This is a genomic window from Sporosarcina sp. SAFN-015 (assembly GCF_059415085.1).
The window spans coordinates 26,425-50,550 of sequence record NZ_JBPFDR010000010.1 but is presented as its reverse complement, the minus strand read 5'-3'; the positions used below and the strand labels follow the sequence as shown (position 1 = coordinate 50,550).

The following is a 24,126-nucleotide window of genomic DNA, read 5'->3' as shown; positions in this document are numbered from 1 at the left end:
GTTTTTTCCTCCTATCGTCCACTTAATGTGAACGTCCATTGCTTATCTTGCAAAACTCCACTCACTTCAAACCCATCGTCCGTATTTGGTAAATTGGGCGATTCGGTAAATGAGAGGGTCCCTTCGATGGTCAATTGAAGCGACCATTGTTCTTCGGTAGCTTTTACTATGATATGGACGATGTATTCATCCATCGGATCGACTGATTCTCCTACGATGCCAATTAACCGTTCCAAATAATCGGCAATCACTTCATCATTCGCCGTCCGGTCTCCTGCAATAATGTCGCATTGCAACTTTTTCGAGAAAGCCGTATGCCTCCATTCAAATGTGCTAATCCAAATTTCCGTCTTCGGCAGGCGAAGCTTTTCCAACATGGATAGGTGCCGCATGCGTTCTGTCGTTTCTAATAGCGTATTTCGGGCTTCAGGCATTTTCCCGAGATCCATATATAATAACATTAGTTGCAAATCATTTAAAAAATCATGGCGTGCAAATTTCAGCGCTTTCCCAATCGTCAAGTCTTCCGATTCCATTTTCTCACCGCCAAAGATATCATATACTACAGTATAGCATCCCTTTCACAAAATCCGTCAAAGATATGGATTAATTTGTTGGTGTTATGTACTTTGGCGATAATGGATTGGCATTAATAGCAGATAAAAATCAAAATAAAAAAGGACTGCACGTAAAATGCAGTCCTTTCAATGTTAGTCATAACATTAAGCTTCTTGAGCTACAGGGTATACGCTCACTTTTTTCTTGTCGCGGCCAAAACGCTCGAAGCGAACTACGCCGTCAACCTTTGCGAAAAGTGTATCGTCCCCGCCGCGGCCAACGTTTTCACCTGGGTGAATTTTTGTTCCGCGTTGACGATAAAGGATAGAGCCGCCAGAAACGAATTGTCCGTCAGCACGTTTAGCGCCAAGACGTTTCGATTCGGAGTCACGACCGTTCTTTGTAGAACCTACCCCTTTTTTCGATGCGAAAAACTGGAGATCCAAACGTAACATCAGTGCCACCTCCTATCGGTTAAAAATAAGTTTTATATGTTGCCCGTAATCTTGTTCAATCGTCTGTAATGAAACAATCATCGCCTTCACAATCAATTGAATTTCCTTATCTTTTTCCGTTTCCGGAAAAACCACTTTCAAATAACCACCATCTGATCCTTGTTGGATGTCAGGAGTTATGCCAGTGAGTGCAATAACAGCATTGACGGCTCCGAATGAAACCGCAGATGCGCCTGCACAGACAAGATCTTTTCCATGTACTGCGAAATCGGCATGGCCTTTCATCTCAAATGAGCTGATCCGGCCGGATGGTTGTTCATTAATACTGATTTTGATCATGTCGGCTTACGCGTTGATGCCTTCGATGACAACTTTTGTGTATGGCTGACGATGACCTTGCTTTTTGTGGTAGTTCTTTTTCGGCTTGTATTTGAAAACCGTGATTTTCTTGCCGCGGCCATGCTTAACGATTTTACCAGTAACCGTTGCACCTTCCACGAATGGAGCGCCGACTTTCACGTTTTCTCCACCAACGAATAGAACTTTGTCGAATGTTACAGTTTCTTCAGCTTCGCCGACTACTTTTTCGATGTAGACTTCTTGGCCTTGTTCGACTTTGATTTGTTTTCCACCAGTTTCAATGATTGCGTACATACTTGCACCTCCTCAATAGACTCAGACTCGCCTTCAAAGGTGATCCTAACGGATGCTTGTACCTTGTCAGTGCGGTTGTAGCACAGGTGCGCTACAAACAATAACATTAAAATATTACCATGCACAACTCATGGCGTCAACTGTTTTCTTTTCAATTGCTCATAAGCCTGTTCGTATTTCCGAAACTTGAAGGCAGATATATTTTGAATCAGTAAAAATAGAGCAAGAGTAAGAAAGAGGATCGTTTCAGGTAGTCCAAGAAGAAGCAAAAGGCTGCCGGCTATTAAAACCGATATGGAAAAAATGAGATATGCAGATCTCACTTTATATTTTCTCTCATCTGTTTCAAGCATTGCGCTAATAGCCTGTCCACCGTCAAGAGGTAAAATAGGCAATAAGTTCAGCAAGAGGATCACTACTTGAATACGAAGGAATTGTTCATTCCCCGGAAAAGAAAATAGCTTCGACAGCAGGAGGAGAAAGAATGTGGCAACAGGACCCCCAATGGCAACGAACACTCTTTGCCTTCTCCCGTAAGAGTGCCTATTAGGTATCCTCAGTTCTCCTCCATACGGCATGATTGTGCACGAGCGGACCTTCATGCCAACTAATTTCGCAGAAAGAATATGGCCGCCTTCATGAACAAGAAGTGAAATGAAGACGAGAGCGTAAAACGCTAATCCCCCTGTAATCATCAGCAAGATGAAAAAAGGTGCCAATATAGGATGGAGACGAAGCTTCATTTCGTGTCTTCCGAGAAATAAGTAGCCAAAACTTCAGCCTCCAATACGACTCCTTCCCGCTTCACTTTCAAATAGATTGCTTCTTCGTTCATAAGGGCAAGCGTGTCCCCCTTTTTTACAGTCGAGTAAGGAAGCTTCGAAATCGATCCGACAAATCCATATGTCACTTCGTCTCCATCATCGTATAACACCGTAATTGTCTTACCTGATTGCCGGGTAAATCCAGTGAATACGATGAGCCCGTCCCCTTGTGCTGTAATAGGCATCGGATGAGCATAGGAAGCGATTACACCATCCTTATACGGCTGCATCGATTCGTAAGCTGCGAATGGAAGCTCCTCTACAGATTCGGCGGATACTGTAATTGCATCCTCTTCTGGATTTCCTATGATAGAGGCGACCCACTTTTTCATGACGAGAAAATCTTTGCCTGTCGTTATATATTGGGTTACAGGCTTGTTGATGATTCCGATTTCTTCTAACTTGGCAAAGCTGAATACGCCAATCGCTACTATGGTTGCAATGACCCATTTTGTTTTCCATTTCACCCCGCCACACCACCTTTTTTCTCAGTATATGACGGGTGTACTATGAATATTATGGGCAAATGTCCAAGGAAACTGTTTATTATAGAACGCAAAAAAAGAACCCTTGTTATCAAGGGTTCCCGTTTACTTAGCAAATAATGATTTCAACTTCCCGAAAAATCCAGGTTTACCTTCGTCTAAAGACATGAGCGGTACGGATTCGCCTAGGATCCGACGGGCAATGTTCCTGTAACCGATCGCTGCCGGGTTTGATGGATCCATTACGACTGGCTCTCCTTTATTCGATGAGGAAATGACTTTTTCGTCATCGAGGACGATCCCAAGCAGATCGATTGATAAATGAGTAGTGATTTCATTGACGTCCAAAGCATCGCCGCTATTGACTAGACGGCTTTTAATCCGATTGATGATCAGCTTCGGAGGTTCAATGTCCTCTTGCTCCAACAGACCAATAATACGGTCTGCATCCCTCACTGCTGAAATTTCCGGTGTTGTAACAACGATGGCACGGTCTGCACCGGCAACCGCATTTTTATATCCTTGCTCAATACCTGCAGGACAGTCTATCAAAATATAATCATAGTCACGTTTTAATTCGTTGATTAATTCTTTAATTTGTTCAGGTTCAATTGCATTTTTATCAGTTGTCTGAGCAGCCGGAAGCAAAAAGAGCCCATCTTCAAAACGCTTGTCCTTGACGAGCGCTTGATGGATTTTGCATCGGCCTTGGATGACATCGACGAGATCGTATATGATACGGTTTTCAAGACCGAGGATGACGTCCAGATTGCGGAGGCCGATATCCGTGTCAACGAGACACACTTTTTTCCCTTGTAGAGCCAATGCTGTCCCAAGATTTGCAGATGTCGTCGTTTTACCGACTCCACCTTTTCCAGACGTTATAACGATTGCTTCACCCACACTAGCTCCCTCCTTTGAATGTCGACAGATTAGGTCGGAGAATCCGAAGCTCCTGTAAACGGTCGATGGCAATGAAACCGTTAGGATGTATGTATGCGCATTCCATCTCCGGTTGTTCTGACAAAATTGTCAGCTCGTCAGTCATTGTTTCCAGTCTATCCGCTATCATCAAATGCGTCGCCTCAAGCCACGAAGCCGCGATTACTGCTTCTTCATTGCCAGTAGCACCCGCATGAGCGATTCCTTTTAATCTTCCTAATACGTAAATGCTTCCCCCGGCCTCGACACGGCCGTTCGGATTGACATCGCCGATTACAACAAGATCTCCATCAGCTTTAACGACCTGACCTGAGCGGACGATGCCGATATAGGTCTCCGATTGATTCTCCAATACTTTACGGTTGCATTCCTCTATTGTAATGACTTCGCTTTGAATCTTGGAAACTCGTAAATGCGGCGATTCGTGAACGACATTCATAATTTCCTTTAACTCTTCTTCATTACAATAACGATTACCGGTATGCACCTTCACTTCAGCAAGCCCTTCGAGACTATTTTCGCTGACTTTATTGCGGAGTTCTGCAATCATGTCCGAATAAGCGCATTTGTCGTCAAGTCGGAGGACAAGCCCGTCTTTTGTCCCTTTTATTGTTACATAGTGCTGTTTCGTCATTTGCGTCCCTCACAGTTTTCTTGATTATATTCCGGCTTTTTGCAGTCCTCTTTCATCGAACAACCTTTTGAATAAATATCCGAACATCGCTACGAAAATAGAATTAGCAATTATTGTCGGCATGAGTCGGATGACGATGAATTCTTCGAAGCCGATTGCCGTCAATGCAATCAGGCTGGCAAAGAAGAACGACAGCAGTTCAAGCAGCGCAATCATCACCATTGATAAAAGCATGACGGTAAGGATGTGGCGATGGATTTGCCGGATGATCAAAGCGGCAAGATAGCAGATTACCGGATATAAAAAAGTATATATACCAATAATATCAATGTGATACATATCATACAAGAGTCCAAGTACGATTCCATAGAGGATTGCACGCCTCCGTCCATAGTAGACGGTGATGAAAATCAGATAGACGATAACGAAACGAGGCACGAGAGTGTAAGATACATCTGCGATCGATACAGGTGAGAAAAGACTGAATACTGGTTCGAGGAAAAATAATATGACAGCAATAAGAGGGATTATGAACCTAATCATGATTCATCATCCCCCTTTTCGTCCTCCCCAGGGACTATACCATCTGTACCACTCGTAACTCCGGTTGACCTCTGTACGACCATTACATGATCCAACATGGAGAAATCTGCGGCCGGACGAATATAGGCTAACTTCGTCAATCCAAAATCATCCGTTGACACTTCCGTCACTTCCCCGATGAGCAAGCCTTTCGGGAAGATTCCGCCTAATCCGGATGATTCAACCTTTTGACCTTCCTTGACGTCAAAATTCGAATCGATACGTTTCATTATCAATTCGCCGCGAGAAGGGTCATATCCTTCTATCAAACCGAAAATCGCTTCATCGCCTGGAATAACTGCAGCAACCCGGAAATTGCTGTTTTCAGTCGATAATAATTCCACTGTTGATGTGAAAGCAGTGACAAGCACAACTTTTCCGACGAGGCCGTTTGAGGTTATGACAGCCCTATTCAACTCGACGCCTGCAGCAGTACCTTTATCGATAATGATTTTTTCTTCCCATTGGTCGGGATTTCTCGAAATGACAGTCGCTTGAATAGGATCATAATCTCTAAGACTTTCCTTCTTGTCCACAATTTCACGGAGTTTTTTATTATCCGCCTTCACATCCGCCAGCTCTGCTTGTGTAGAGGCATATTCTTTTAATCGCGCTTTTAAATGCTTGTTTTCTTCATATGTATTCAAAATGCCATCGATTTTATCTAATGTGCCCGTAATATAATGTGCCGGTTTCGAGAAAAGAGATTGCCCGAAACCGACGACGTCTTTCACTATTTGCTCTGGAAGGGTGGCATTCTGCCTGTCTTTTAGGGAGAATGAAATCAATGCCACGAGGACAATGACGCCCACAAGCAGCAAAATCAACCGTTTATTCGAAAAAAATCGCGGCATTGCCCAAATCCTCCCTCATTACCTAGCTTGCATCTTTTTAATCACTTCGAAATTATCGAGTGCTTTCCCTGTCCCAATCGCTACGCAATCAAGCGGATCTTCAGCAATGAAAACAGGCATATTCGTTTCATCAGAAATAACCTTGTCCAAGTTTTCAAGAAGCGCTCCGCCGCCTGTCAAGACAATTCCTCGTTCCATAACGTCCGCAGAAAGTTCAGGTGGTGTAGCTTCCAATGTTTTCTTAACGCCTTCAATAATTTGTGAAATGGATTCACGAAGGGCTTCAACGATTTCATCTGAAGAGATTTCCAATGTTTTTGGCAGGCCAGTTAACAAGTCACGGCCTCTAATTTCCATCTTTTCAGGCTTAGCAGATACTTTCGCTGAACCGATTTCAATTTTGATAGCTTCCGCAGTACGTTCACCGATTGTCAAATTATACACTTTACGGATATAACTGATGATCGCGCCATCCATCGAGTCACCGCCGACACGAATCGATTCGCTCGTAACAATTCCTCCAAGAGAAATGACTGCAACTTCCGTCGTACCGCCACCTATATCGACGACCATGCTGCCAGTAGGTTCCCAAACTGGTAAATTAGCACCGATAGCAGCTGCAAAGGGCTCTTCAATTGTAAACGCATCTTTGGCACCGGCTTGTCTTGCCGCATCGATAACTGCGCGCTGTTCGACAGATGTAATGCCGAAAGGAACACATACCATGACGTTAGGCTTCTTCCAAGCACTTCCCGCAGCTTTTGTCGCTTCTTTCATATAATGCTCAATCATTGCTGTTGTAATTTCAAAATCCGCAATAACTCCATCTTTCATTGGTCGAGTCGCCACGATAGAACCCGGTGTACGTCCAATCATATTTTTAGCCGCTGAACCGACTGCCACGATTTCATTCGTCACTGTGTTTTTCGCTACGACGGATGGCTCTCTAAGAACGATCCCTTTTCCTTTAATGAATACCAATGTATTTGCTGTGCCGAGGTCGATCCCGACATCTCTTGATCCTAATCCAAACAAATTTGTTCTTCCTTTCTATTCGACCGCATAAAATGGTCTTCTTGAAATCATACACCACATTATAACGGATTGGAGAACAAATTCACAGTGTCAATAGCAATAGTAAGTATTTTGATGCTAATGCCTTCCTATCAAATACAAACATGCTAAGCAATTGAATTCCCTTTATGCTATAGGGTTAGGGGCACTTTCTCACTTATTTGTGCAAATAAATCCTTTACCAGTTTAGGAGTTAATTGCTAACTCATATATCCCTTTTCCTTAAGACTTATGAAACGATGATCGCCAATGATAAGATGGTCCAGCAGCTCGATTCCAATAATGGCGCCTGCTTCAACAAGCCTATCTGTAACCTCGATATCCTCCGGTGATGGTGTTGGATTGCCACTTGGATGATTATGTGCACAAATTATTGAGGCAGCGGATCGTTTCACTGCTTCACGGAAAATCTCCCTAGGATGGACGATTGATGAATTTAAGCTACCGATAAAAATCGTCTGTTTATGAAGCACTTCATTTTTTACATTCAAAAAAAGAACGACGAAATGCTCCTGAACAAGGGAAGACATGTCCGTCATCAAATACGCAGCGGCATCTTCCGGCGATTTAATGACATAGCGCCCCTCCGAATGTTTGCGATAAATCCTCTTCCCAAGCTCCACTGCAGCAAGAATTTGGACAGCCTTCGCTTCTCCGATGCCTTTAATGGCCGTCATCTCTTCCACAGTCGCATCTTTAAAGTCTTGAATCTTGTCAAATGACTTCAAAATCCTATTGGCAAGCATCAAGACGGACTCTTCCTTCGTGCCTGTCCTAAGCAGGATAGCCATGAGCTCCTGATTCGACAAACTTCCAGCACCTTGGCGAATAAGCCTTTCTCGAGGTCTATCCGCGATATGTACATCCCGGATCATCATTTGCTTCTTCACATCGACTGTCAAAGAATCATTCACCTTCCTTCAACAGGATGATGCCTTCATTGCGCAATGTCTCGACGAGTTTTGATAAAGGCAATCCTACAACATTCAAATAGTCCCCTTCAATTTTATCGACAAGAAGCGCACCCGCTGTTTGGATGCCGTATCCGCCTGCCTTGTCCATCGGGTCGCCTGAATCGACATATGCCTGAAGCAGCTGTTCATCTAGTTTCTTGAATGTTACTTTTGTCTCCACCGAAAATACTTTCGACAATCCGTTTCCAATAATACTCACACCCGTGAAAACCGAATGGGTGTTACCGGAAAACTTCCTTAGAAAGCTTTCGGCTTGTTCTTTCGAAGATGGTTTCGGGTAGACCTCCCCTTCAAAAACAACAATCGTGTCCGCCGCAATGACGACTGCATCCGGTTTTTCTTTCGAAACGGCTGCTCCCTTTTTCACCGCAAGCTTCTGGACGTACTCTTCAAAATCCCCTTCCGTCCACTCCACTACTTCTTCGACATTGCTCGGCATCGTTTCGAAAGGTATGCCAATGTTCCTAAGCAGCTCCTGCCTTCTTGGAGAGCCAGAAGCTAAAATAATCGGTACTTCCGTCATGAATTCCATATATGCAACCTCCTTATTCTATCTATATCATACTGTAGAAGATGCGTAATGGAAATTTTCATAAATCAGCAATAACTTGATTTCCCCTCGAATTCCGGCTTTAAAAATTAATTTTCGCGCAGCCATCCTTATTGGAATAGTTCGAAATCAGATGAAGTCGGACAATACGTAAATCCGAAGTGAACGCTGTTAGACCCAATATATTTTTGCGGAATTCAGCTGTCTTTTCATCTTCCACTTCTCCTTCTGCAGCAGTTGTCAAAACTTTAATTTTGGATAATTCGGTTTCAGATAAAACGCTTCTTAATTTTCCAGCGCCCACGTTCGAGCATGACGATGCATCAACGAAAAATGGCTTTCTAAACGTCATTTCATAATCGCTCACTTCAATTTCATCTTCCTGAATGCCGACCTCACTCCACACATAGAACTGTCCCTCGATTTGTAAAACAGCTGCTTTTGCAAGACTTACATCTTGCGCAATGAAATCTTTCGCTGATTGCACGGATGAAAACACACCATGCTGTTTAGCGAACAGTTTGAGAGGGGCTTCATCCCCAGATATGGCCGGGCCGGATGCTGGTGTTGTTTCACCCGAAGTCGGCGGGTCTGCCGCAACTGTCTCTTGTTCGATCGCTTTTTCCTTCCCTATCCCATTCGTTCCGACAATAATTAAACCTACTATCACTACTGCAGCAATGCCGATTAATACACCATGGAGCATCGCCATCGCAACTGTCACTTTCGAATATTTCTTTCTGAAATTCATGCCAGTCCACCCCGTTTTTAGTAACCGTATCAAACTCGACATGAAAAAGAACAAGACGTATGTCGCCTTGTCCTAAAAAATTTATCGACTTAAATGAATAATTGCTGATACCATTCGACAAAGTCTGCTCCGAAGAAATACGAAAGGACTGCTGCCGCTGCAATGGATGGTCCGAAGGCAACAGGTGTCTTCTTGCCTTTCCCGGTTTTCTTCAGCACGTATATGCCGACGACAGAGCCGATCAGAGAGGCGAGGAACAATGTTAAAAGTGTATTTATCGTACCGAGCACAAGACCGATGACAAAGAATAATTTAATATCTCCTCCGCCCATTCCGCCTTTCGACAAGACAGCAATGAGAAAGAGCACGACAAAACCGACAGCGGCTCCTAACAAGCTATCCCACCAAGGCGACGTTGGAATGATCCATCGAAGGATTAAAAAAGCGATGGCAAACGGCAGTAGCACTTTGTCCGGAATAATCATATACGCTATATCTGAAACAGTAATGATAACGAGCAATGAAACGAAAAGCAAAGCGATAACCAATTCATATGTAAAACCGATATGGTAATACGAAAATGCAAATAAAGCACCTGTTAGGAATTCCATTAAAGGATACATCGGGCTAATTTTCTGTCCGCATCCCTTACATTTTCCGCGCAAAGCAATATAGGAGAAAATCGGTATCAAATCGAGCGTGCGCAGCTTCCGATTGCATGCAGTGCAATGGGATGGCGGCGAAACAATCGATTCCTTTTTCGGCACACGAAGGCCGACGACGTTAAAGAAGGAACCGAAGATGGTGCCGTATAAGAAAAATAAAATTACCCACACAATACTCATTCATGATCACCCAATCCAGGCATTTGATTAATTGGTGTCGGATCCTGTTTGCCAGCCGGCACCGGCGCGTCCACTTTGGGAGCTTCATTTTCAAGATTGCCCAAATCGGACCGGAAAAACGCATGGAAAGTAATTAGGAGATCCATCAAGCCGCTCTCCTGTTCGAACGTTCTCACTTCCTCAGGCGCCGTGAATTCAATACGATTGATAATGAATATTCGCTCCATCTTTTCAATTTCTTCGATGAATCGATCGATCTGCATGTATTCATCCGCCTGTAAATGCACTTCCGCAACGACAGCTTGTACATTCTCAACAAGTTCAGGAGGATTTTCCATAATCGTTTCTTCAAGTGAAAAATTCACTTCATTCACTAATGCTTCCGATTTCACTTCCGCCTTTTGTACTTGAAGAAGAATTAGATCCTCAAGGGGCTTTACAGGCAGCTTTTCCTGCAAAGGACGAGAGCTCGATAGTCTGGATTGACTTTGCTGAGCCTCTTGTCGCTGTAATGCAAAAAGGATATCTCTTTCATTCGCCAACGTCTGCTCAGCACGTTCAGCCGAATCTTTCGCAGGAGCATAGATTTGAAAATACGAATAAGCAGCGAGGACGATTAGAAATACGATCGCCAAAATAAGCAGTCCCGTCTCCTTTTGACGTTTTGTCATATTACTCATCGGAGTCACCCTCCTGCTCAACTGTTTCATCTGTAGCTTCAACTTCTTCTGTTCCTTCAACTTCAACGACAGCACCACGTTCATCTTTGTATTCAATATGATACGTCGCTTCAAAGCGTGGAAGCGTCGCCAAATCTGTTTCCTCATCCAGACTTTCGGCGACTAACGATTCCATCGTAGCCGAAGAGACGACTGTCGAAGATTTGATTCTCGTCAAATAATAGGCGGCGTCGGATTTATTGTCGAATTGGACGATGACTGTTGATTTATGAGGTGCTGTAAATTCGAATGAAACAAAGAAACCTCGTTGTGGCAATAAAGCGATCATTTCACGCAATAAAGGTAAAGTATCGAACCGATTCGCCTCCGCCCATTCTACAGTCGATGCAAGTTTTTCCCAATCATCTGCATTTGTGGAAGGCTGAATATCCTCCCGAATCGCTTCTTGGCTTGCATGCAAGGCGGTGATTTGCATTTCCGTCCGAGCAGCCTCTTTCGACAAAGAAAGGGAGAGGATAAAAAGAACAGCCCAAAAAAGAATAGCCGCACCTATAACAATGAGTGCAGCAATAAGGAGCGTCGATCGCTCCCTTTCCTTTTCGGGCAATAAATTAATATCAACGAGCATGTACTACACCTCTTTCAATGCCAAACCGATCGTCCGGTTGAAGGTTGCGGGCAATTGTCGTCCATCTTGAAGCTCCAACGGTCTTTTCAGCAAACGTTCCGCTTGGATTGAAAACCGCTCGCGTATGGTGGACAATAAATCTTCCATATCTCTATATTCGCCATTGACGAGCAAGTGGGTGATGGAAGCATTTCCGTTATGTAAATTATATCGATAAAAATTCATCAACTTTTCAAGTTCCATCACAATCGTTGTCGGCGTAATGGAATGAGGATCTGCGTGAACATCCGCAACGATTGAAAGATCAGCTGATTGTGACAGATCGACAGGTCGCATGAAAAGTGGGTAATGCTTATGGAAGATCGAGACAGTTAATACACCATCATGCATATCGGCGATCAACACATGCTCATGCCCTGAAAATTGATACACTTTGTACGCAAGCCGATACAGTGCGAGCGGGCCGATATCAGCAACGACAGGATTGAGTTTCACTGCCTTAAAGACGTTTTCGTACTGATCCAAAATACTTTCCTTTGAGGCAATCAAAATCGCTTCTTTGCTCTCATCATTCAACGTGCAAGGGACGACATCAAAAACCGGATCATCAAACGGCAAATAAATCGTTGAACCGATTTCAATGAAAAAATGCCCCTTTAATTCATCCGGCTCAACATCATCCGGATAAGGCACTTTACGAATCATCACATATGTATCGGGCGCAAGGAATTGGACATCACGCTTCGCGATGCCCCATTCCTTCAAATGCCCTTCCAAAATGACCACAAGCGTCTCCGTATCAACAATCTTCCCCTCGACGACCGTGTTAGGAGGAAGCACAACTTCCTCCGCACAATCGACGACAAGCGGGTCAGTCGACTTCAACCGGACAAACCGGACGGCATCATCTTCAATTGTAAGTGTTGCCGGCTGTTTGCGGCGGTTGAATAGTGGCATTATTACTACTCCCAAATAACTTTATTTTTTAGGTACTACCTTTGAATTACCGCTGTCATTAATTTCTTGTACAGTTGCTGTAGTGAATGAAACAGTCTTATCAGCTCCATCGGCATAATTTCCTGAAGCGGTGATATTTGTTTTCTTCTGTTCTGTTCTCTTAAACACTTTTCCATCAGTCGCGTTTAATTTACCTAAATCAGACATATATCCATCATTTTTCAAGACTTCTAAGGTTACATCTGTTGCTTTGTCATTTTCCACAAAGTATAGTTCCGCAGCAGAAATTGCATTTAAAGCATCTGCTTTAACGGCCTTGATTCTTGAGTTTTCAATTATGCTTCCAATCGAAGGCACAGCAATCGCTGCAATAATACCCAAAATCACAATTACCGCTAATAACTCGACAAGCGTTAGCCCTTTTTCATTTTTCAAACGTTTTTGTAAAAACTTTTTCATCATGATTCCTCCCTATTCTACCTTATTTTCATTTTCAAATTAAGAATACCAAACTACTAGTAGAAATGAAACTATCAACCTACCTATTTATATAACTTTTCATTTTTCGACAAAATTCGTTACATATTATCTATTTCTGTAAACAGGCTAAACATCGGCAATAGGATCGAAAGCACTATCGTCCCGACCAAACCTGCTAAAAGAACTATCATTAAGGGCTCAATTAATGCTTTAAGCCGATCCGTTGAGGCATCGACTTCTTTTTCATAGAAATCGGCTACTTTACCGAGCATCGCATCAAGTGATCCAGTTTGTTCTCCGATTGCAATCATATGTGGAATTAACGGAGGGAATGCCCAATGACCCGCCATCGGTTCCGTCAACGAGCCGCCTCTTTCCAATGATTGTCTTGATTCACCGACAACCCGCGAAATGACTTCGTTTTCAACTATTTTCTCCGTCATCGACAATGCCTGTAAGATTGGCACGGAACTAGCAAATAATGAACTGAGCGTTCTCGTCAGTGTAGATAGCGCTGACTTTTTCATAAGGTCACCGAAAATCGGAATTCGTAATAAAAATGAATCTAGTATATACTTCCCTTCCTTATTGCTACGCATCATCAATATACCAACAATGATCGCAGCCACCAATAGGATAAAAACATACCAGTAACTGACCATGAAATTACTTGCCTTCAAAACAAACTGCGTCAGCCAAGGGAGTTCTCCACCGACGCTATCGAAAAGGTCGACGAACATCGGGACGACAAAAGTTAATAGGAAAATGACAACGCCAATTGCGACAATACCTACGACTATCGGATAGGACATCGCAGAAATGACTTTTTGCTTTGTCATATGGGCTTTCTCATAATGCTCGGCAAGCCTGTCTAACGAATCGTCGACTGTTCCTGACATTTCCCCCGCTTTGATCATGTTGATGACCAATGGTTCAAATGCCTTCGGGTGTTTCATCAACGTGTCCGATAATGCTCCACCACTACGAAGGTCATCTCCAATAGAAACTAAAATCTTTTGGAAAGGCTTCGATTCGACTTGCAAAGAAAGAATGCGGATCGATTCTACTATCGTGACGCCCGCTCGAAGCAATGTCGAAAATTGGCGGAGAAACATAATGAACTGCGTTCGCTTGATCGGTTTTCCGAGATGGATTTCTTTTGTAAGAACCGTTTCGGCTTGCTCGGTCAAATTAGTGACACGGATTCCTTGGTTCTTTAACTTCAATGCAGCTTCCCGCTTATTCACTGCGACAACAACGCCGGTTCTTTTGGATTTGGCATCTCGACCATCATATTTGAAACGAGCCATCGTTAATCATCACCTTCAATATATGGCAGTGCTGTCTCGTATGAAATAAGTCCACGGTCAAGCAGCTGTCTGACCGAAGTTTCCATCATATGCATCCCCATTGAACGGTTCGTCTGAATGATATTCGGAATTTGATGTACTTTTTCCGAACGGATTAAGTTCGAAATCGCAGAGTTGTTGATCATTAACTCAGTAGCGACTCTCCTACCTTTCCGGTCTACTGTTTGAAAGAGACGTTGCGATAAGACTGCTGTCAAAACGCCAGCCAACTGAACACGTATTTGGGATTGCTGGCCGTGCGGGAAAACGTCGATGATCCGATCAATTGTGGAGGCCGCACTCCAAGTATGGAGCGTCGCAAGAACTAGATGCCCAGTTTCAGCAGCAGTGATGGCGGTTGAAATCGTCTCCAAATCCCTCATCTCCCCGACAAGGATAACGTCGGGATCCTGACGTAAAGAAGCTCGTAATCCGTCAGCAAATGAACTTGTGTCAAAGCCAACTTCTCGTTGGTCAATGATAGATGCTTGATGGGAATGTACATACTCGATCGGGTCTTCAAGAGTGATAATATGTTTACGCATCGTTTCATTCATATAACGGATCATTGCAGCAAGCGTCGTGGACTTTCCAGAACCTGTTGGTCCTGTCACTAATATAAGTCCTTGGGTAGTTTCAGCGAGTGTCTTTAAAGATCCGGGCACTTGCAATTCATCGATTGAAGGAACGATAGTCGGAATTGTCCTGAACGCCAACGAAATCGAACCGCGTTGTTGAAACGCATTCACACGAAAGCGGACGAGATCTTTCAATGTATACGAATAATCAATTTGTCCTTTTTCAAGAAATGTCTTGAATAACTTTTCTGGTATCGTCGTTTTAGCCGCTTCATCGGTAAAAGAATCATCTACTGATATATCACCATAACGCTTTAACTCCCCATGGATCCTGAAGACAGGAGGCACGCCAACCGTCAAATGAATATCGGACGCTTGTAGTTCAAATGCCTTTTTTAATATTGAATTTATTTTTTCATTCATTTCTATACCCCTATTCCAGAAGCGAAACACGCAACACTTCTTCTGTCGTCGTAATGCCCCGTTTCACTTTATCCAATCCATCGTCGATCAAAAATATAGTATGATTCCGCATAGCAATTTCTCGCAGCATTGCCGGAGTTCCATGGTTATTAATTACTTCCCGCATTTCATCATTTATAATAAGCACTTCATGAATGGCGACACGCCCACGATATCCAGTCATATTGCAAGCTGCACAACCAGGTCCACGGACAACCGTTTCAATCTCTTTGCCGCGTTTTGCGAATATCTCTTTTTCACGGTTCGATGCTGGCATTTCCCTGCCGCAATCCCGACAAACACGGCGAATTAGCCGTTGCGCGATAATTGCATTTACTGAAGCTGTTACAAGGAACGGTTCAACGCCCATGTCGATCAATCTCGTGATTGAAGCGATCGAGTCATTCGTATGGATTGTGCTAAGGACGAGGTGACCTGTCAATGATGCTCGAATTGCAATTTCCACCGTTTCACGGTCACGAATTTCACCGACCATAACAATGTCCGGATCTTGTCGTAAAATCGATCGCAATCCATTTGCGAAAGTTAAACCGACTGCAGGATTAACTTGGATTTGATTGATGCCTTCGAGTTGATATTCTACCGGATCTTCAACGGTGATAATATTCACTTCTTCTTGATTCAATCTATTAAGTGCCGCGTATAAAGTGGAAGATTTCCCTGAACCGGTTGGACCGGAAATTAACACAATCCCGTTCGGACGTTCAATTTCCTTCAAGAACCGCTCTAAATTCGTTGGACTAAAACCTAACTTCGTAAGGTCATTCAGCGAGCTGCTCAAATCCAAAATACGCATAACGACTTTCTCGCCAAATACTGTGGGCAATGTCGATACCCTTAGATCGATCGGACGGAAGTCGATTGTTGCCTTAATCCTTCCATCTTGCGGAACACGGTGCTCTGTAATATCAAGGCTCGACATAATTTTAATCCGTGCTGTAAGCATCGCCTGCATATGTTTCGGCAAATATCGTTCGGTCTTTAGCATCCCATCTACTCGGAACCTAATGACGACTTGATGTTCCTGTGGGTCAATATGTATATCACTCGCCTTCTGCGTAATTGCAGAAGACAATAACTGATTGACAAGACGGACAATCGGCGAATCAAGATCCGTCAATTCATCTTGCTGCTCTCTCGTTTCCTCAGGTTGCTCGATGAAAAAGTCTTCCAGCAATTCATCTTCATAATACTTCGATATCGTCCGTAAAATATCGTCTTTTGAGGCAATCGCTGTTTCGATGTGAAAGCCTGTTGACAAACGCAAGTCATCGACAGCCAAATAATCCATAGGGTCGGACATCGCTACAAATAGCCTGTCCCCCTCCGCCTTTAACGGGACAAGTAAATTTCGCTTAGCAAATTCTTTCGGTACTATATTGAACAGCTTTGGATCGAACGGATACCTGAAAAGATTGACGTGCGGAATCCCCAGTTGAAATTCGAGCACCTCGATCAATTGCTGTTCCGTAATATAGCCTCTCTGAAGAAGAGCATCTCCGAGTTTTTGATCTCTTGGCTTTTCTTCCAATGCAGTTTGAAGCTGGAAGTCCGTAATGAGTCCTGATTCAACGAGCAAATCGCCTAAACGTTTCCGTGTTGTCGTCATTTTTATCCCTCTTTCACTTCTTGACGTATATCATTTCCCTGATATCGGAAGACCGCTTTTATCGTAATTAATCTCTTCTTCAGTCGACTCTTCATGGACAGTCCCATCTTCAGTGTCTGAGTTTTGAGAGCCGTTAATATTGTTGGAGTTATTTGAGTCACTTGATTCTATTTCTTCACTGTTGATATTTCCAGGTTCCACGTCCGCAGCAGCAGCTTCACCGTTTTGCGGAAGAGTGGTATTTTCGCTATCTGTACTATCAGTCACCGAAGTATTCCCTTTTGATAATGGATGGATTTCGATTCGATTAATTGGTGCATAAAAATCTTCGGAAATGTCTTCAGTGTCAACAATTTGACCGTCGATAGAAAGTGTCCGTTTAACGATTGCTTCAATGCCCTCTTTTCCATCCTGAGAAACAGTAACTTGTCCATCATCAACGAATGAACTATATTGCCGAACAATTCTTGGTTTATACGTTTCAATATTAGTCGTACTAGGTTCATATTTGTAATAGAGCGGCATGCCTTCGATCGATAGACGGATTGCCCCAGCAGACCAAGCTGTGTGCATAGTGAATTCCGTCTTGTTAGGGTTTGTAAATTGAAAATCAAGTCCTAATGTCTGGTTCATAGCGGCTTCAAAACCTTGTTGGATGTTTGAAGATAAGGACGCACTAATATTACGTTCATCAATCTCAAAATTCGTCTGTAAAACGGCAGTGTAAAGTATAGAAGAAAGTAATGTCATTTCCTCATCCGTAAGTGGTCCAACTTCTTCACTTGTTAACAGCTCCATCATTGAAAACGATGCATATGGCTGAATGATCACTCCATTGAGGGCATTGATTGCTTTAGATAAAGCCGGAGATATCATGTCAATGTTATATTCTGCTGATGCGACTACTTCATTTGGAATTTCATTCGCTAGATAGTCAGTAATATGAACATTTCTAGGCATGATCCCTGTTTGGAGCTCCTTTTCAACTCCTGCAGCAACCGACTTGACTGCATCTTCCGAGAACTGGATGCTTGGTAGCTCTTGACTGAGAACTGTTTTCAATCCATCATGGGAGACACTTGCGATAATCGGATTGTCTTCTCCTGAATTTGCATTAGCTAAGGACATGTCGATATTGAATGAGATTGTTTCAGGTGGAAGTGAAAATTGGATGTCTTGGTAAATTAAGTTCACTTCTAGCTTGGATTGAAGCTCTGAAAAGTCGGATACTAATTTGGATTTGGCTTGCTCGTTTTTTTTGTCAGATATGTTGAATGGCCCTACGTATGTGTGATTTTCAAATTGCTTACCAAATCGAAAATCAGAAGCTAAGGCGACACTTGACATAAAAATCAAAACCACTATAGAAGAAATACCAATAGTTAATGTTTTTTTGTTTAATTGGAACACTTCTCCGAACCCCCTTTACTCATATATCACATCTTCAATAGTGGGTTTATGCCAAGATATCGATTTACCATTTTCCGATTTACACTTTTCCCAAACTTCTTGTTCACTATTTAACTGAATTATTTCTCCTGTGCCTACTTTTTTACCATATGCTACGCTAGCATAGTGAACTAACTTACTTCCTGCATCAATATCTAAGTGTTTATCGACTGTTAGTGAACCAGCCACACACACTAATGAGTTTTTAGAAATATTCAAGTGCCCATTGAAACGTCCCGATCCCCTAATTATTATAGTTGAACCTTCCATGTCCATATTACTTGTTATATTTACAGCTCCGTTTACTCTCATTGTAGTATTCTTGATTCCATTCATATTTTTCGCCTTGAAAGAGTAATCAATATATAGATCTGATCCAGTTAGTTGATTAAAGTTTTTGACGTCAAAACCATCTTTACTAAAAATTATTGAATTTTGCACTGCCAAATTTCCGCTATTGTTTACGAATCCGTCTTCAAAGTAAACAGTTGAATTGGATATTTCTTTATAGTCGCCATTCTTTGATCCTAAACACTTGGTATCTTTCAACTCTCCGCCCTTGCTGCTTTTACAACCCGCGGCATTTACATTATCAGGATAAAGTTTATGCATATTGGGAGGGGACGACATCCCATCTCCACTTGAATTCGATGCTCCACTGAAATCAGGTATAGTAAATGATTGTTCAAATGAAATCTTCTTCTCAGTACCTTTTCCCATTCCCACTGAAGTTCCAGATACCGTTACTGTGTGCCTTTCGGGATACCTTTTCACAGAAGTGGTTTTTAATTTGAAATTATATAGCGTAATATTCTTCTCTAAGGTTAATTCAAGAATTTTCTCTTTCTCTTTAAATATTCGTTCCAGCTCGCTAGTGGTATTTTTTCTAGTTAAATTATAATCAACTACCTTAGCTTTATTATTGGGATTCTCAAGTTGTTTTTTAATATCATTTTGAACAAATGTTTCCAAGTCAGGTATAATGGAAAAGTATAAATTTGAAACATAAGTCTTATAATAGTCTACACCCGCTTCTGCAGCCATTACTGTAAGTTGGCTATCATCCACTTTGAATTCTTGTTTTGCATTTCCAAGTGAACCTCTAATAAAGACAGCTGAAACAGCCATAATGAAGACGACTAAAAAGAGGACTATTAATAATGCGTATCCCTGTTCGTTGTGACTTCTTCGCATTTTTTCACTCCTCCTTCTCCACTTTATATCTAGAGATGACGGTTGAGACACTTACTTCTAATTTGTTATTAACCGGATCAGCAACTACTAGATCCACATTCAAAGAGGAATCTGTTGTTTTCGCTTCAATTTCTTGTTCCGTTGGCAATCCACTAATTTTAAATTCAAATTCCGAAACGATTTTCTTATCTGATTGATTGACAGCTCCCATACAATCTGTCATCCAAATTTCCCCATCTCTCTCCTCCAACTTATATGTATCACATTTCCGGTGAATCTGTTGAAGATTCGTAATTATATAATTAGCCTCCTGTTGCATTCTTAACTTTTTAGTTTCCGTTATATTGTATTTCATGCTTGTAAGTACTGTTGTCCAAATTAACATTATGACAAGTGCGGTCAATAGAAGTACGGCCAATACCTCTACTAGCGTCATTCCTGATTGTCGTGAACTATTGTTATGTTTTTCATTTACTGACTTCAACATAGCCGAAAGTCTCACTGATAACTTTGCCATCTTTTTGAATCGATATATTGACTTCATGCAGACTCAACTCGCCTTCAGCATCCCCAGCTGGCAATGCAGCTTGTTTTTTAACTCTATACTCTACTTCTCCAAATTCACTTTTTTCAGTTCGAATCCAGGTCTCATTTTTATCGATATAACCATTTTCCGAAGTGAAATCACTTAGAGAATATGATGAGTTTCTATAGTTATCTAGAAGCACCCTTGCCTCGTTCATTGCACTCAGCTTGGTCCCAGTCTTCTGATTAAAATTCGTCATCTGCGGAAATATCGTCATAAACCCAATAAAGACGATGCCTAAGATGACTAGAGCAGCCAAGATTTCAACGAGGGTCATCCCTTTTTCGTTTCTTTTATGGCTTTTCATCTGAAACATCGCCTCCCTTATTATGTATCCATTACTTACAGCATACAAAATCCTTTTAAACTAATCAACTAGTCTCTTTCAATAGTAAAAATATCATAGAAAAAGACCGGCATCTGCCAGTCTCAATTCAATATGCCAACATATTCTTCTTCATACACCCCTACCCGATTGCGTCCTGCTTGTTTCCCGCCAATATAAAGCGCCCGGTCGGCGTTCCGCAGCAATTCCTTACCATCTTTTGCATCCATCGGCAATGTTGCTACACCAACACTGATTGTCATTTGAACGATTGCAGGTTTCCTGTCTTCCAAGAGGTCCGGGATAATTTCAAAGCTAGACTCTTCCATCTTTTTTCGAATCATCTCTGCAAATTCCACTGCGTCTTCTTTTTTATAATTTGGCATGACGATTACAAATTCTTCGCCGCCATACCTAGCTAAGGTCATTTCGGGTGTTTGGCAACTCCTCAATAGTGCTGCGAATGCGCAGAGCAGATCATTTCCACTTTGGTGTCCATATGTATCATTGATTGATTTGAAATGATCGATATCTAAAATGATCGTAGACAACGTAGAAATCTCCCCAATATGATAGCGTATCATCTCCTCATCCAGCTTGGACTCCAAGTAACGGAAATTATAAAGACCTGTCAAACCGCATCTCACACTTTTTTCCACTGTTTTTTCATAATATCTTGCCTTATCCACTGCGGTTGCAAAATAGCCTGTTAACAGATCCGCCATCTTTACATGTACATCTTCGAATGCGTACCTTTGTTGCGATGTTAAGATCAGGAAAGCTTCTGTCTTTTGATTTCTCTTAATGGGTGCAGTCATAACACTTTCCACTGATTCGTCAAATGAATATCCTTTCAGTGAGCCGATGTTTTTTTTATTCAAAAATATCCTTGTCACATTTAAGTCCATTCCATCCCCCTCAGAAATCTTTTGAGGAAAAGAAAACTTATTTGGCACTTCACTTTGAAGCTTCCCTTCTTTATGGGAAAGCATGACAAGATTTTCACCCATCCTTAAATCGACGATGTATGCGTTATCATAAGGTATTACGTCATTAATTTTGTCAATGAATGTAACCATAACATCATCGAATCGCAAGCTATCAGCCAGCTGATGACCGATAACCGTTGATGATGATAGTACTTCATTCAATTTATCTGATTTCATATACTTGCTTGAAACAAGTAAAACAATAATAAACGGTACACCTATGAGTAAAAATGCTTCACTGCCAAATTGTTGTAAAAGTAGACAAAACGTAATGGCGAAAGGTAAAAGCAGAATCGAAGAAACATAATCCCACAATACAACTTTCTTCATTCCTGCTGTAGTTATCTTCATCCATCTGAAAAACGTATAAATGACAAGACTATTAACCAATGAATAGGCAGAAGCATAAATGAAGCCTGCCAGTAGAAATGTCCCTAATGACATTTCTTGAAGTGAACCTCCAATAGCATAAAATATCGCGCTACTTATTACAGAAACAATTGCAAAATTAATAGAATTAAATCCAAACCTGAACGCTTTCGGTGTCGAAGACTTCATTGTGTATAGCAATATAAAACTTGTAATTTGCATAAACATCATTTCGGCGACAATGCCATATTGGAAAAACAAAGAGAAGATAACCCATCTCTCCAACGTCATACTTACTTTATCCAATGAAATCGAAGTCATTAATGTCGCAATAAGGATAGCCGAATAAATGACAATTTCTACGTAATTAAGTGATTTCGCCGGAAAGTAGTTGAGGGCAATGTAAAACATTAAAGGAACAACAAGGAGCCACATAATATATACAGCCTTTTTTTGTCTAGCCGTAACTATCAATTCTCATCCCTCTCCCTTCGTCATTTTACATATTCGGCCACTCGGTCTCTACCAGCTTGCTTCGCACCAATGTATAATGCACGATCGGCGTTGCGCAATAAATTCATCGCTTCGTCCGTATCCGTTGGCGCATTTGCAACACCGACACTAGATGTAATCGATACTTTTACCGGATATTTATCATCGCCCAAATCGGGGATGATAGTAAATGCATGTTTTCTAATAAGCAATCTAAGTTGTTCTGCAAAATCGGCTGCTTCGGCTTTTGAAAAGCCGGGTAAAATATAGACAAACTCTTCTCCGCCATACCGACCAATCGTTCCTCGTTCCGGTAAATTCTTTTCCAATAATCTTGCAAATCCATACAAAATATCGTTGCCGCTTTGATGGCCGTATGTGTCGTTCACTTTTTTGAAATGATCAATATCAAGCATGACGACCGATAAGTCATCGATATCTCCCATACGCATCCGTTCCATTTCAAAGTGAAGCTTTTCTTCCAAATACCGATAATTGTACAGCTTCGTCAATGCGCATCTTTCACTTCGTTGCAATGCTTCTTGTACATATCTAGCCTTCTCTAGAGAAACAATATAATAAGAACCGAGCAAATCTAAAATCTTCAGTTGGTAATCGCCAAAAGCACCTTTCCTAGTAGATCCTAATAGAAGAACGCCGTTCGTTTTGTCGTTATGCGCCAATGGTATGCAAAGAACACTCTCCAAATCCTCCAGAACCGAAGTTGTCGCATATTGCTCCCAGTCTTTTCTCTTCGAATAGATGACCGGTTCCTTTTTCTCCAACACCATCCCTGCAATTCCTTCCCCGATTTGGACAGTTTGGTTTGGCCGATCGACAAAATGCCTTCTTTCATACCATTTCTCCAGTTCGAGCCATTGATCATGATTCGTGAAAAGTAATACATAATCTGCTTTGAATAATTCACTCGTCTTCGTAATGAACTGTGTTGTCACCGCTTCTTCGGCCGTCATGACAGAAAGTTCACTTCCGATTTTGCCAGCTATTTTAATATATTCATTTATCTTTTCAGAACGTCCATACAAGCGGATAATCATGATTGTCATAAAAAAAGGAAAACCTAGTAGTAAAAAAGAAGCGTTGCCGACCATGTTCAACATTAAATAAAATGTTAAAGCCAATGGCAAAATGAGAATGAGCGTCGAATACTCAAAAAGCATATCTTTTTTCGTATAAGGACTTTTCGCTCCCTTTATCATAAAATATGTATTCAATAAGCCAATATTTGTAGTTGTATGGACAAGCCTATATATTGACACACCAATTAGAAGTGGCCAAAAGTCCATTGAACCAATTGTGCCACCTACTACGTAAAATGCGCCCGCAGCGACAATTGATAAAATGAACATCATGATGGAATTCAGAAAAAATCGATGTGATTGCTTTTGGTACCTTTTTGTAACAAAAAGGCTTGCGAGAATTGATAACTGCATAACGACCATTTCAATTGCAATTCCATACATGAGGAAAGCAGGTAATGTAACCCACATGACTAAAGTGACAGGTTGTCCATTCCTTTTGATGGGGAATAGCGCAGTTAATAAACCAAAAATAATAAAAAGCATCAAGTGGGCAACATTGATGCTTTCAGGCATCCGAGTTAGAAGGAAATAACCAATTCCGGGTGGAACGATGAGCAACCATGTAATTAAAAGTAAGATTGTAGACCACTTTTTTTCAGACACCGTTCATGCACCCCTTATAAAATATATGAAAACATGCGAAATGATATGGTGTTGTCCAAATTGAAGTAAT

Annotated in this window: 28 protein-coding genes and 1 other annotated feature; all 28 genes read right to left on the bottom strand. The window is 41.8% G+C overall.

Annotated elements, in window-relative coordinates; all coding sequences use genetic code 11:
* Window positions 1-11: 11 nt before the first annotated feature.
* The 28 genes from ACR65H_RS15970 to ACR65H_RS15835 all read right to left on the bottom strand — a co-directional run bounded on the left by ACR65H_RS15970 (window position 12) and on the right by ACR65H_RS15835 (window position 24,056).
* Window positions 12-536, bottom strand: coding sequence for a Spo0B domain-containing protein (locus ACR65H_RS15970; RefSeq protein ID WP_440501598.1), 525 nt, complete (start codon window positions 534-536; stop codon window positions 12-14).
* Between the two features lie 186 nt (window positions 537-722).
* Complete coding sequence (gene rpmA, locus ACR65H_RS15965) at window positions 723-1,013, bottom strand: 50S ribosomal protein L27 (protein ID WP_041075331.1); 291 nt, start codon at window positions 1,011-1,013, stop codon at window positions 723-725.
* 12 nt (window positions 1,014-1,025) lie between these two features.
* The gene (locus tag ACR65H_RS15960; RefSeq protein WP_440501596.1) at window positions 1,026-1,352 is read right to left on the bottom strand and encodes a ribosomal-processing cysteine protease Prp; all 327 of its coding nucleotides are present in this window, start codon (window positions 1,350-1,352) and stop codon (window positions 1,026-1,028) included.
* 6 nt (window positions 1,353-1,358) lie between these two features.
* The gene (gene rplU, locus ACR65H_RS15955) at window positions 1,359-1,667 is read right to left on the bottom strand and encodes a 50S ribosomal protein L21 (RefSeq protein ID WP_440501595.1); all 309 of its coding nucleotides are present in this window, start codon (window positions 1,665-1,667) and stop codon (window positions 1,359-1,361) included.
* A 13-nt stretch (window positions 1,668-1,680) separates the two neighbouring features.
* Window positions 1,681-1,754: a sequence feature (ribosomal protein L21 leader region), on the bottom strand.
* 41 nt (window positions 1,755-1,795) lie between these two features.
* Window positions 1,796-2,410 carry a M50 family metallopeptidase gene (locus ACR65H_RS15950; protein WP_440501593.1) on the bottom strand — a complete coding sequence of 205 codons (615 nt, stop codon included), beginning with the start codon at window positions 2,408-2,410 and terminating at the stop codon, window positions 1,796-1,798.
* Window positions 2,407-2,958: a peptidoglycan DD-metalloendopeptidase family protein gene (locus ACR65H_RS15945; protein ID WP_440501591.1), complete on the bottom strand. Its 552-nt coding sequence runs from the start codon at window positions 2,956-2,958 to the stop codon at window positions 2,407-2,409. The genes ACR65H_RS15950 and ACR65H_RS15945 overlap by 4 nt, the downstream gene beginning before the upstream one ends.
* A gap of 123 nt (window positions 2,959-3,081) precedes the next feature.
* Window positions 3,082-3,879 carry a septum site-determining protein MinD gene (gene minD, locus ACR65H_RS15940; protein WP_440501590.1) on the bottom strand — a complete coding sequence of 266 codons (798 nt, stop codon included), beginning with the start codon at window positions 3,877-3,879 and terminating at the stop codon, window positions 3,082-3,084.
* 1 nt (window position 3,880) lies between these two features.
* Window positions 3,881-4,552 (bottom strand): septum site-determining protein MinC, encoded by a 672-nt coding sequence (gene minC, locus ACR65H_RS15935; RefSeq protein WP_440501589.1) that lies wholly within the window; start codon window positions 4,550-4,552, stop codon window positions 3,881-3,883.
* Between the two features lie 24 nt (window positions 4,553-4,576).
* Entirely contained in the window at window positions 4,577-5,095 is a 519-nt protein-coding gene (gene mreD / locus ACR65H_RS15930) for a rod shape-determining protein MreD (RefSeq protein ID WP_440501588.1), read from the bottom strand.
* Window positions 5,092-5,988 (bottom strand): rod shape-determining protein MreC, encoded by an 897-nt coding sequence (gene mreC / locus ACR65H_RS15925; RefSeq protein WP_440501587.1) that lies wholly within the window; start codon window positions 5,986-5,988, stop codon window positions 5,092-5,094. The genes mreD and mreC overlap by 4 nt, the downstream gene beginning before the upstream one ends.
* An 18-nt stretch (window positions 5,989-6,006) precedes the next feature.
* Window positions 6,007-7,023, bottom strand: a complete 1,017-nt coding sequence (locus ACR65H_RS15920) for a rod shape-determining protein (protein ID WP_440501586.1) — start codon at window positions 7,021-7,023, stop codon at window positions 6,007-6,009.
* A 239-nt stretch (window positions 7,024-7,262) separates the two neighbouring features.
* Window positions 7,263-7,940 (bottom strand): RadC family protein, encoded by a 678-nt coding sequence (gene radC / locus ACR65H_RS15915; RefSeq protein WP_440501768.1) that lies wholly within the window; start codon window positions 7,938-7,940, stop codon window positions 7,263-7,265.
* Between the two features lie 28 nt (window positions 7,941-7,968).
* Entirely contained in the window at window positions 7,969-8,568 is a 600-nt protein-coding gene (locus ACR65H_RS15910; RefSeq protein WP_440501584.1) for a Maf family protein, read from the bottom strand.
* 100 nt (window positions 8,569-8,668) lie between these two features.
* On the bottom strand, window positions 8,669-9,337 hold the full coding sequence (locus ACR65H_RS15905; protein WP_440501582.1) for a hypothetical protein: 669 nt from the start codon (window positions 9,335-9,337) through the stop codon (window positions 8,669-8,671).
* Window positions 9,338-9,426: 89 nt separating this feature from the next.
* The gene (locus ACR65H_RS15900; RefSeq protein WP_440501581.1) at window positions 9,427-10,182 is read right to left on the bottom strand and encodes a prepilin peptidase; all 756 of its coding nucleotides are present in this window, start codon (window positions 10,180-10,182) and stop codon (window positions 9,427-9,429) included.
* The gene (locus ACR65H_RS15895; protein WP_440501579.1) at window positions 10,179-10,862 is read right to left on the bottom strand and encodes a pilus assembly protein PilO; all 684 of its coding nucleotides are present in this window, start codon (window positions 10,860-10,862) and stop codon (window positions 10,179-10,181) included. The genes ACR65H_RS15900 and ACR65H_RS15895 overlap by 4 nt, the downstream gene beginning before the upstream one ends.
* Window positions 10,855-11,490 (bottom strand): PilN domain-containing protein, encoded by a 636-nt coding sequence (locus tag ACR65H_RS15890; protein ID WP_440501578.1) that lies wholly within the window; start codon window positions 11,488-11,490, stop codon window positions 10,855-10,857. Before ACR65H_RS15890 ends, ACR65H_RS15895 begins: the two co-directional genes overlap by 8 nt.
* Window positions 11,491-11,493: 3 nt before the next feature.
* Window positions 11,494-12,447, bottom strand: coding sequence for a type IV pilus biogenesis protein PilM (gene pilM / locus ACR65H_RS15885; RefSeq protein ID WP_440501577.1), 954 nt, complete (start codon window positions 12,445-12,447; stop codon window positions 11,494-11,496).
* Between the two features lie 21 nt (window positions 12,448-12,468).
* Window positions 12,469-12,906, bottom strand: coding sequence for a competence type IV pilus major pilin ComGC (locus tag ACR65H_RS15880; RefSeq protein ID WP_440501575.1), 438 nt, complete (start codon window positions 12,904-12,906; stop codon window positions 12,469-12,471).
* Between the two features lie 119 nt (window positions 12,907-13,025).
* Window positions 13,026-14,237, bottom strand: coding sequence for a type II secretion system F family protein (locus ACR65H_RS15875; RefSeq protein ID WP_440501573.1), 1,212 nt, complete (start codon window positions 14,235-14,237; stop codon window positions 13,026-13,028).
* Window positions 14,238-14,239: 2 nt separating this feature from the next.
* Entirely contained in the window at window positions 14,240-15,277 is a 1,038-nt protein-coding gene (locus ACR65H_RS15870; RefSeq protein ID WP_440501571.1) for a type IV pilus twitching motility protein PilT, read from the bottom strand.
* 10 nt (window positions 15,278-15,287) lie between these two features.
* Window positions 15,288-16,946, bottom strand: coding sequence for a GspE/PulE family protein (locus ACR65H_RS15865; protein ID WP_440501570.1), 1,659 nt, complete (start codon window positions 16,944-16,946; stop codon window positions 15,288-15,290).
* A gap of 30 nt (window positions 16,947-16,976) precedes the next feature.
* Window positions 16,977-18,356 (bottom strand): VanW family protein, encoded by a 1,380-nt coding sequence (locus tag ACR65H_RS15860; protein WP_440501569.1) that lies wholly within the window; start codon window positions 18,354-18,356, stop codon window positions 16,977-16,979.
* A 15-nt stretch (window positions 18,357-18,371) separates the two neighbouring features.
* Complete coding sequence (locus tag ACR65H_RS15855) at window positions 18,372-19,589, bottom strand: hypothetical protein (RefSeq protein WP_440501567.1); 1,218 nt, start codon at window positions 19,587-19,589, stop codon at window positions 18,372-18,374.
* A gap of 4 nt (window positions 19,590-19,593) precedes the next feature.
* Complete coding sequence (locus tag ACR65H_RS15850) at window positions 19,594-20,076, bottom strand: prepilin-type N-terminal cleavage/methylation domain-containing protein (protein WP_440501565.1); 483 nt, start codon at window positions 20,074-20,076, stop codon at window positions 19,594-19,596.
* A complete protein-coding gene (locus ACR65H_RS15845; protein ID WP_440501564.1) occupies window positions 20,057-20,482 on the bottom strand; it encodes a type II secretion system protein in 426 nt (141 codons plus the stop codon). The genes ACR65H_RS15850 and ACR65H_RS15845 overlap by 20 nt, the downstream gene beginning before the upstream one ends.
* A 122-nt stretch (window positions 20,483-20,604) precedes the next feature.
* Window positions 20,605-22,332 (bottom strand): GGDEF domain-containing protein, encoded by a 1,728-nt coding sequence (locus tag ACR65H_RS15840; protein WP_440501562.1) that lies wholly within the window; start codon window positions 22,330-22,332, stop codon window positions 20,605-20,607.
* Window positions 22,333-22,352: 20 nt separating this feature from the next.
* On the bottom strand, window positions 22,353-24,056 hold the full coding sequence (locus ACR65H_RS15835) for a sensor domain-containing diguanylate cyclase (RefSeq protein ID WP_440501560.1): 1,704 nt from the start codon (window positions 24,054-24,056) through the stop codon (window positions 22,353-22,355).
* Window positions 24,057-24,126: the final 70 nt, after the last annotated feature.

Bases quoted from the DNA above. Each gene is read 5' to 3' on its own strand.
- ACR65H_RS15970 (WP_440501598.1), bottom strand. From the start codon at position 536: ATGGAATCGGAAGACTTGACGATTGGGAAAGCGCTGAAATTTGCACGC.
- rpmA (WP_041075331.1), bottom strand. From the start codon at position 1,013: ATGTTACGTTTGGATCTCCAGTTTTTCGCATCGAAAAAAGGGGTAGGT.
- ACR65H_RS15960 (WP_440501596.1), bottom strand. From the start codon at position 1,352: ATGATCAAAATCAGTATTAATGAACAACCATCCGGCCGGATCAGCTCA.
- rplU (WP_440501595.1), bottom strand. From the start codon at position 1,667: ATGTACGCAATCATTGAAACTGGTGGAAAACAAATCAAAGTCGAACAA.
- ACR65H_RS15950 (WP_440501593.1), bottom strand. From the start codon at position 2,410: ATGAAGCTTCGTCTCCATCCTATATTGGCACCTTTTTTCATCTTGCTG.
- minC (WP_440501589.1), bottom strand. From the start codon at position 4,552: ATGACGAAACAGCACTATGTAACAATAAAAGGGACAAAAGACGGGCTT.
- mreD (WP_440501588.1), bottom strand. From the start codon at position 5,095: ATGATTAGGTTCATAATCCCTCTTATTGCTGTCATATTATTTTTCCTC.
- mreC (WP_440501587.1), bottom strand. From the start codon at position 5,988: ATGCCGCGATTTTTTTCGAATAAACGGTTGATTTTGCTGCTTGTGGGC.
- radC (WP_440501768.1), bottom strand. From the start codon at position 7,940: ATGATGATCCGGGATGTACATATCGCGGATAGACCTCGAGAAAGGCTT.
- ACR65H_RS15910 (WP_440501584.1), bottom strand. From the start codon at position 8,568: ATGGAATTCATGACGGAAGTACCGATTATTTTAGCTTCTGGCTCTCCA.
- ACR65H_RS15905 (WP_440501582.1), bottom strand. From the start codon at position 9,337: ATGAATTTCAGAAAGAAATATTCGAAAGTGACAGTTGCGATGGCGATG.
- ACR65H_RS15900 (WP_440501581.1), bottom strand. From the start codon at position 10,182: ATGAGTATTGTGTGGGTAATTTTATTTTTCTTATACGGCACCATCTTC.
- ACR65H_RS15895 (WP_440501579.1), bottom strand. From the start codon at position 10,862: ATGAGTAATATGACAAAACGTCAAAAGGAGACGGGACTGCTTATTTTG.
- ACR65H_RS15890 (WP_440501578.1), bottom strand. From the start codon at position 11,490: ATGCTCGTTGATATTAATTTATTGCCCGAAAAGGAAAGGGAGCGATCG.
- pilM (WP_440501577.1), bottom strand. From the start codon at position 12,447: ATGCCACTATTCAACCGCCGCAAACAGCCGGCAACACTTACAATTGAA.
- ACR65H_RS15880 (WP_440501575.1), bottom strand. From the start codon at position 12,906: ATGAAAAAGTTTTTACAAAAACGTTTGAAAAATGAAAAAGGGCTAACG.
- ACR65H_RS15875 (WP_440501573.1), bottom strand. From the start codon at position 14,237: ATGGCTCGTTTCAAATATGATGGTCGAGATGCCAAATCCAAAAGAACC.
- ACR65H_RS15870 (WP_440501571.1), bottom strand. From the start codon at position 15,277: ATGAATGAAAAAATAAATTCAATATTAAAAAAGGCATTTGAACTACAA.
- ACR65H_RS15865 (WP_440501570.1), bottom strand. From the start codon at position 16,946: ATGACGACAACACGGAAACGTTTAGGCGATTTGCTCGTTGAATCAGGA.
- ACR65H_RS15855 (WP_440501567.1), bottom strand. From the start codon at position 19,589: ATGCGAAGAAGTCACAACGAACAGGGATACGCATTATTAATAGTCCTC.
- ACR65H_RS15850 (WP_440501565.1), bottom strand. From the start codon at position 20,076: ATGTTGAAGTCAGTAAATGAAAAACATAACAATAGTTCACGACAATCA.
- ACR65H_RS15845 (WP_440501564.1), bottom strand. From the start codon at position 20,482: ATGAAAAGCCATAAAAGAAACGAAAAAGGGATGACCCTCGTTGAAATC.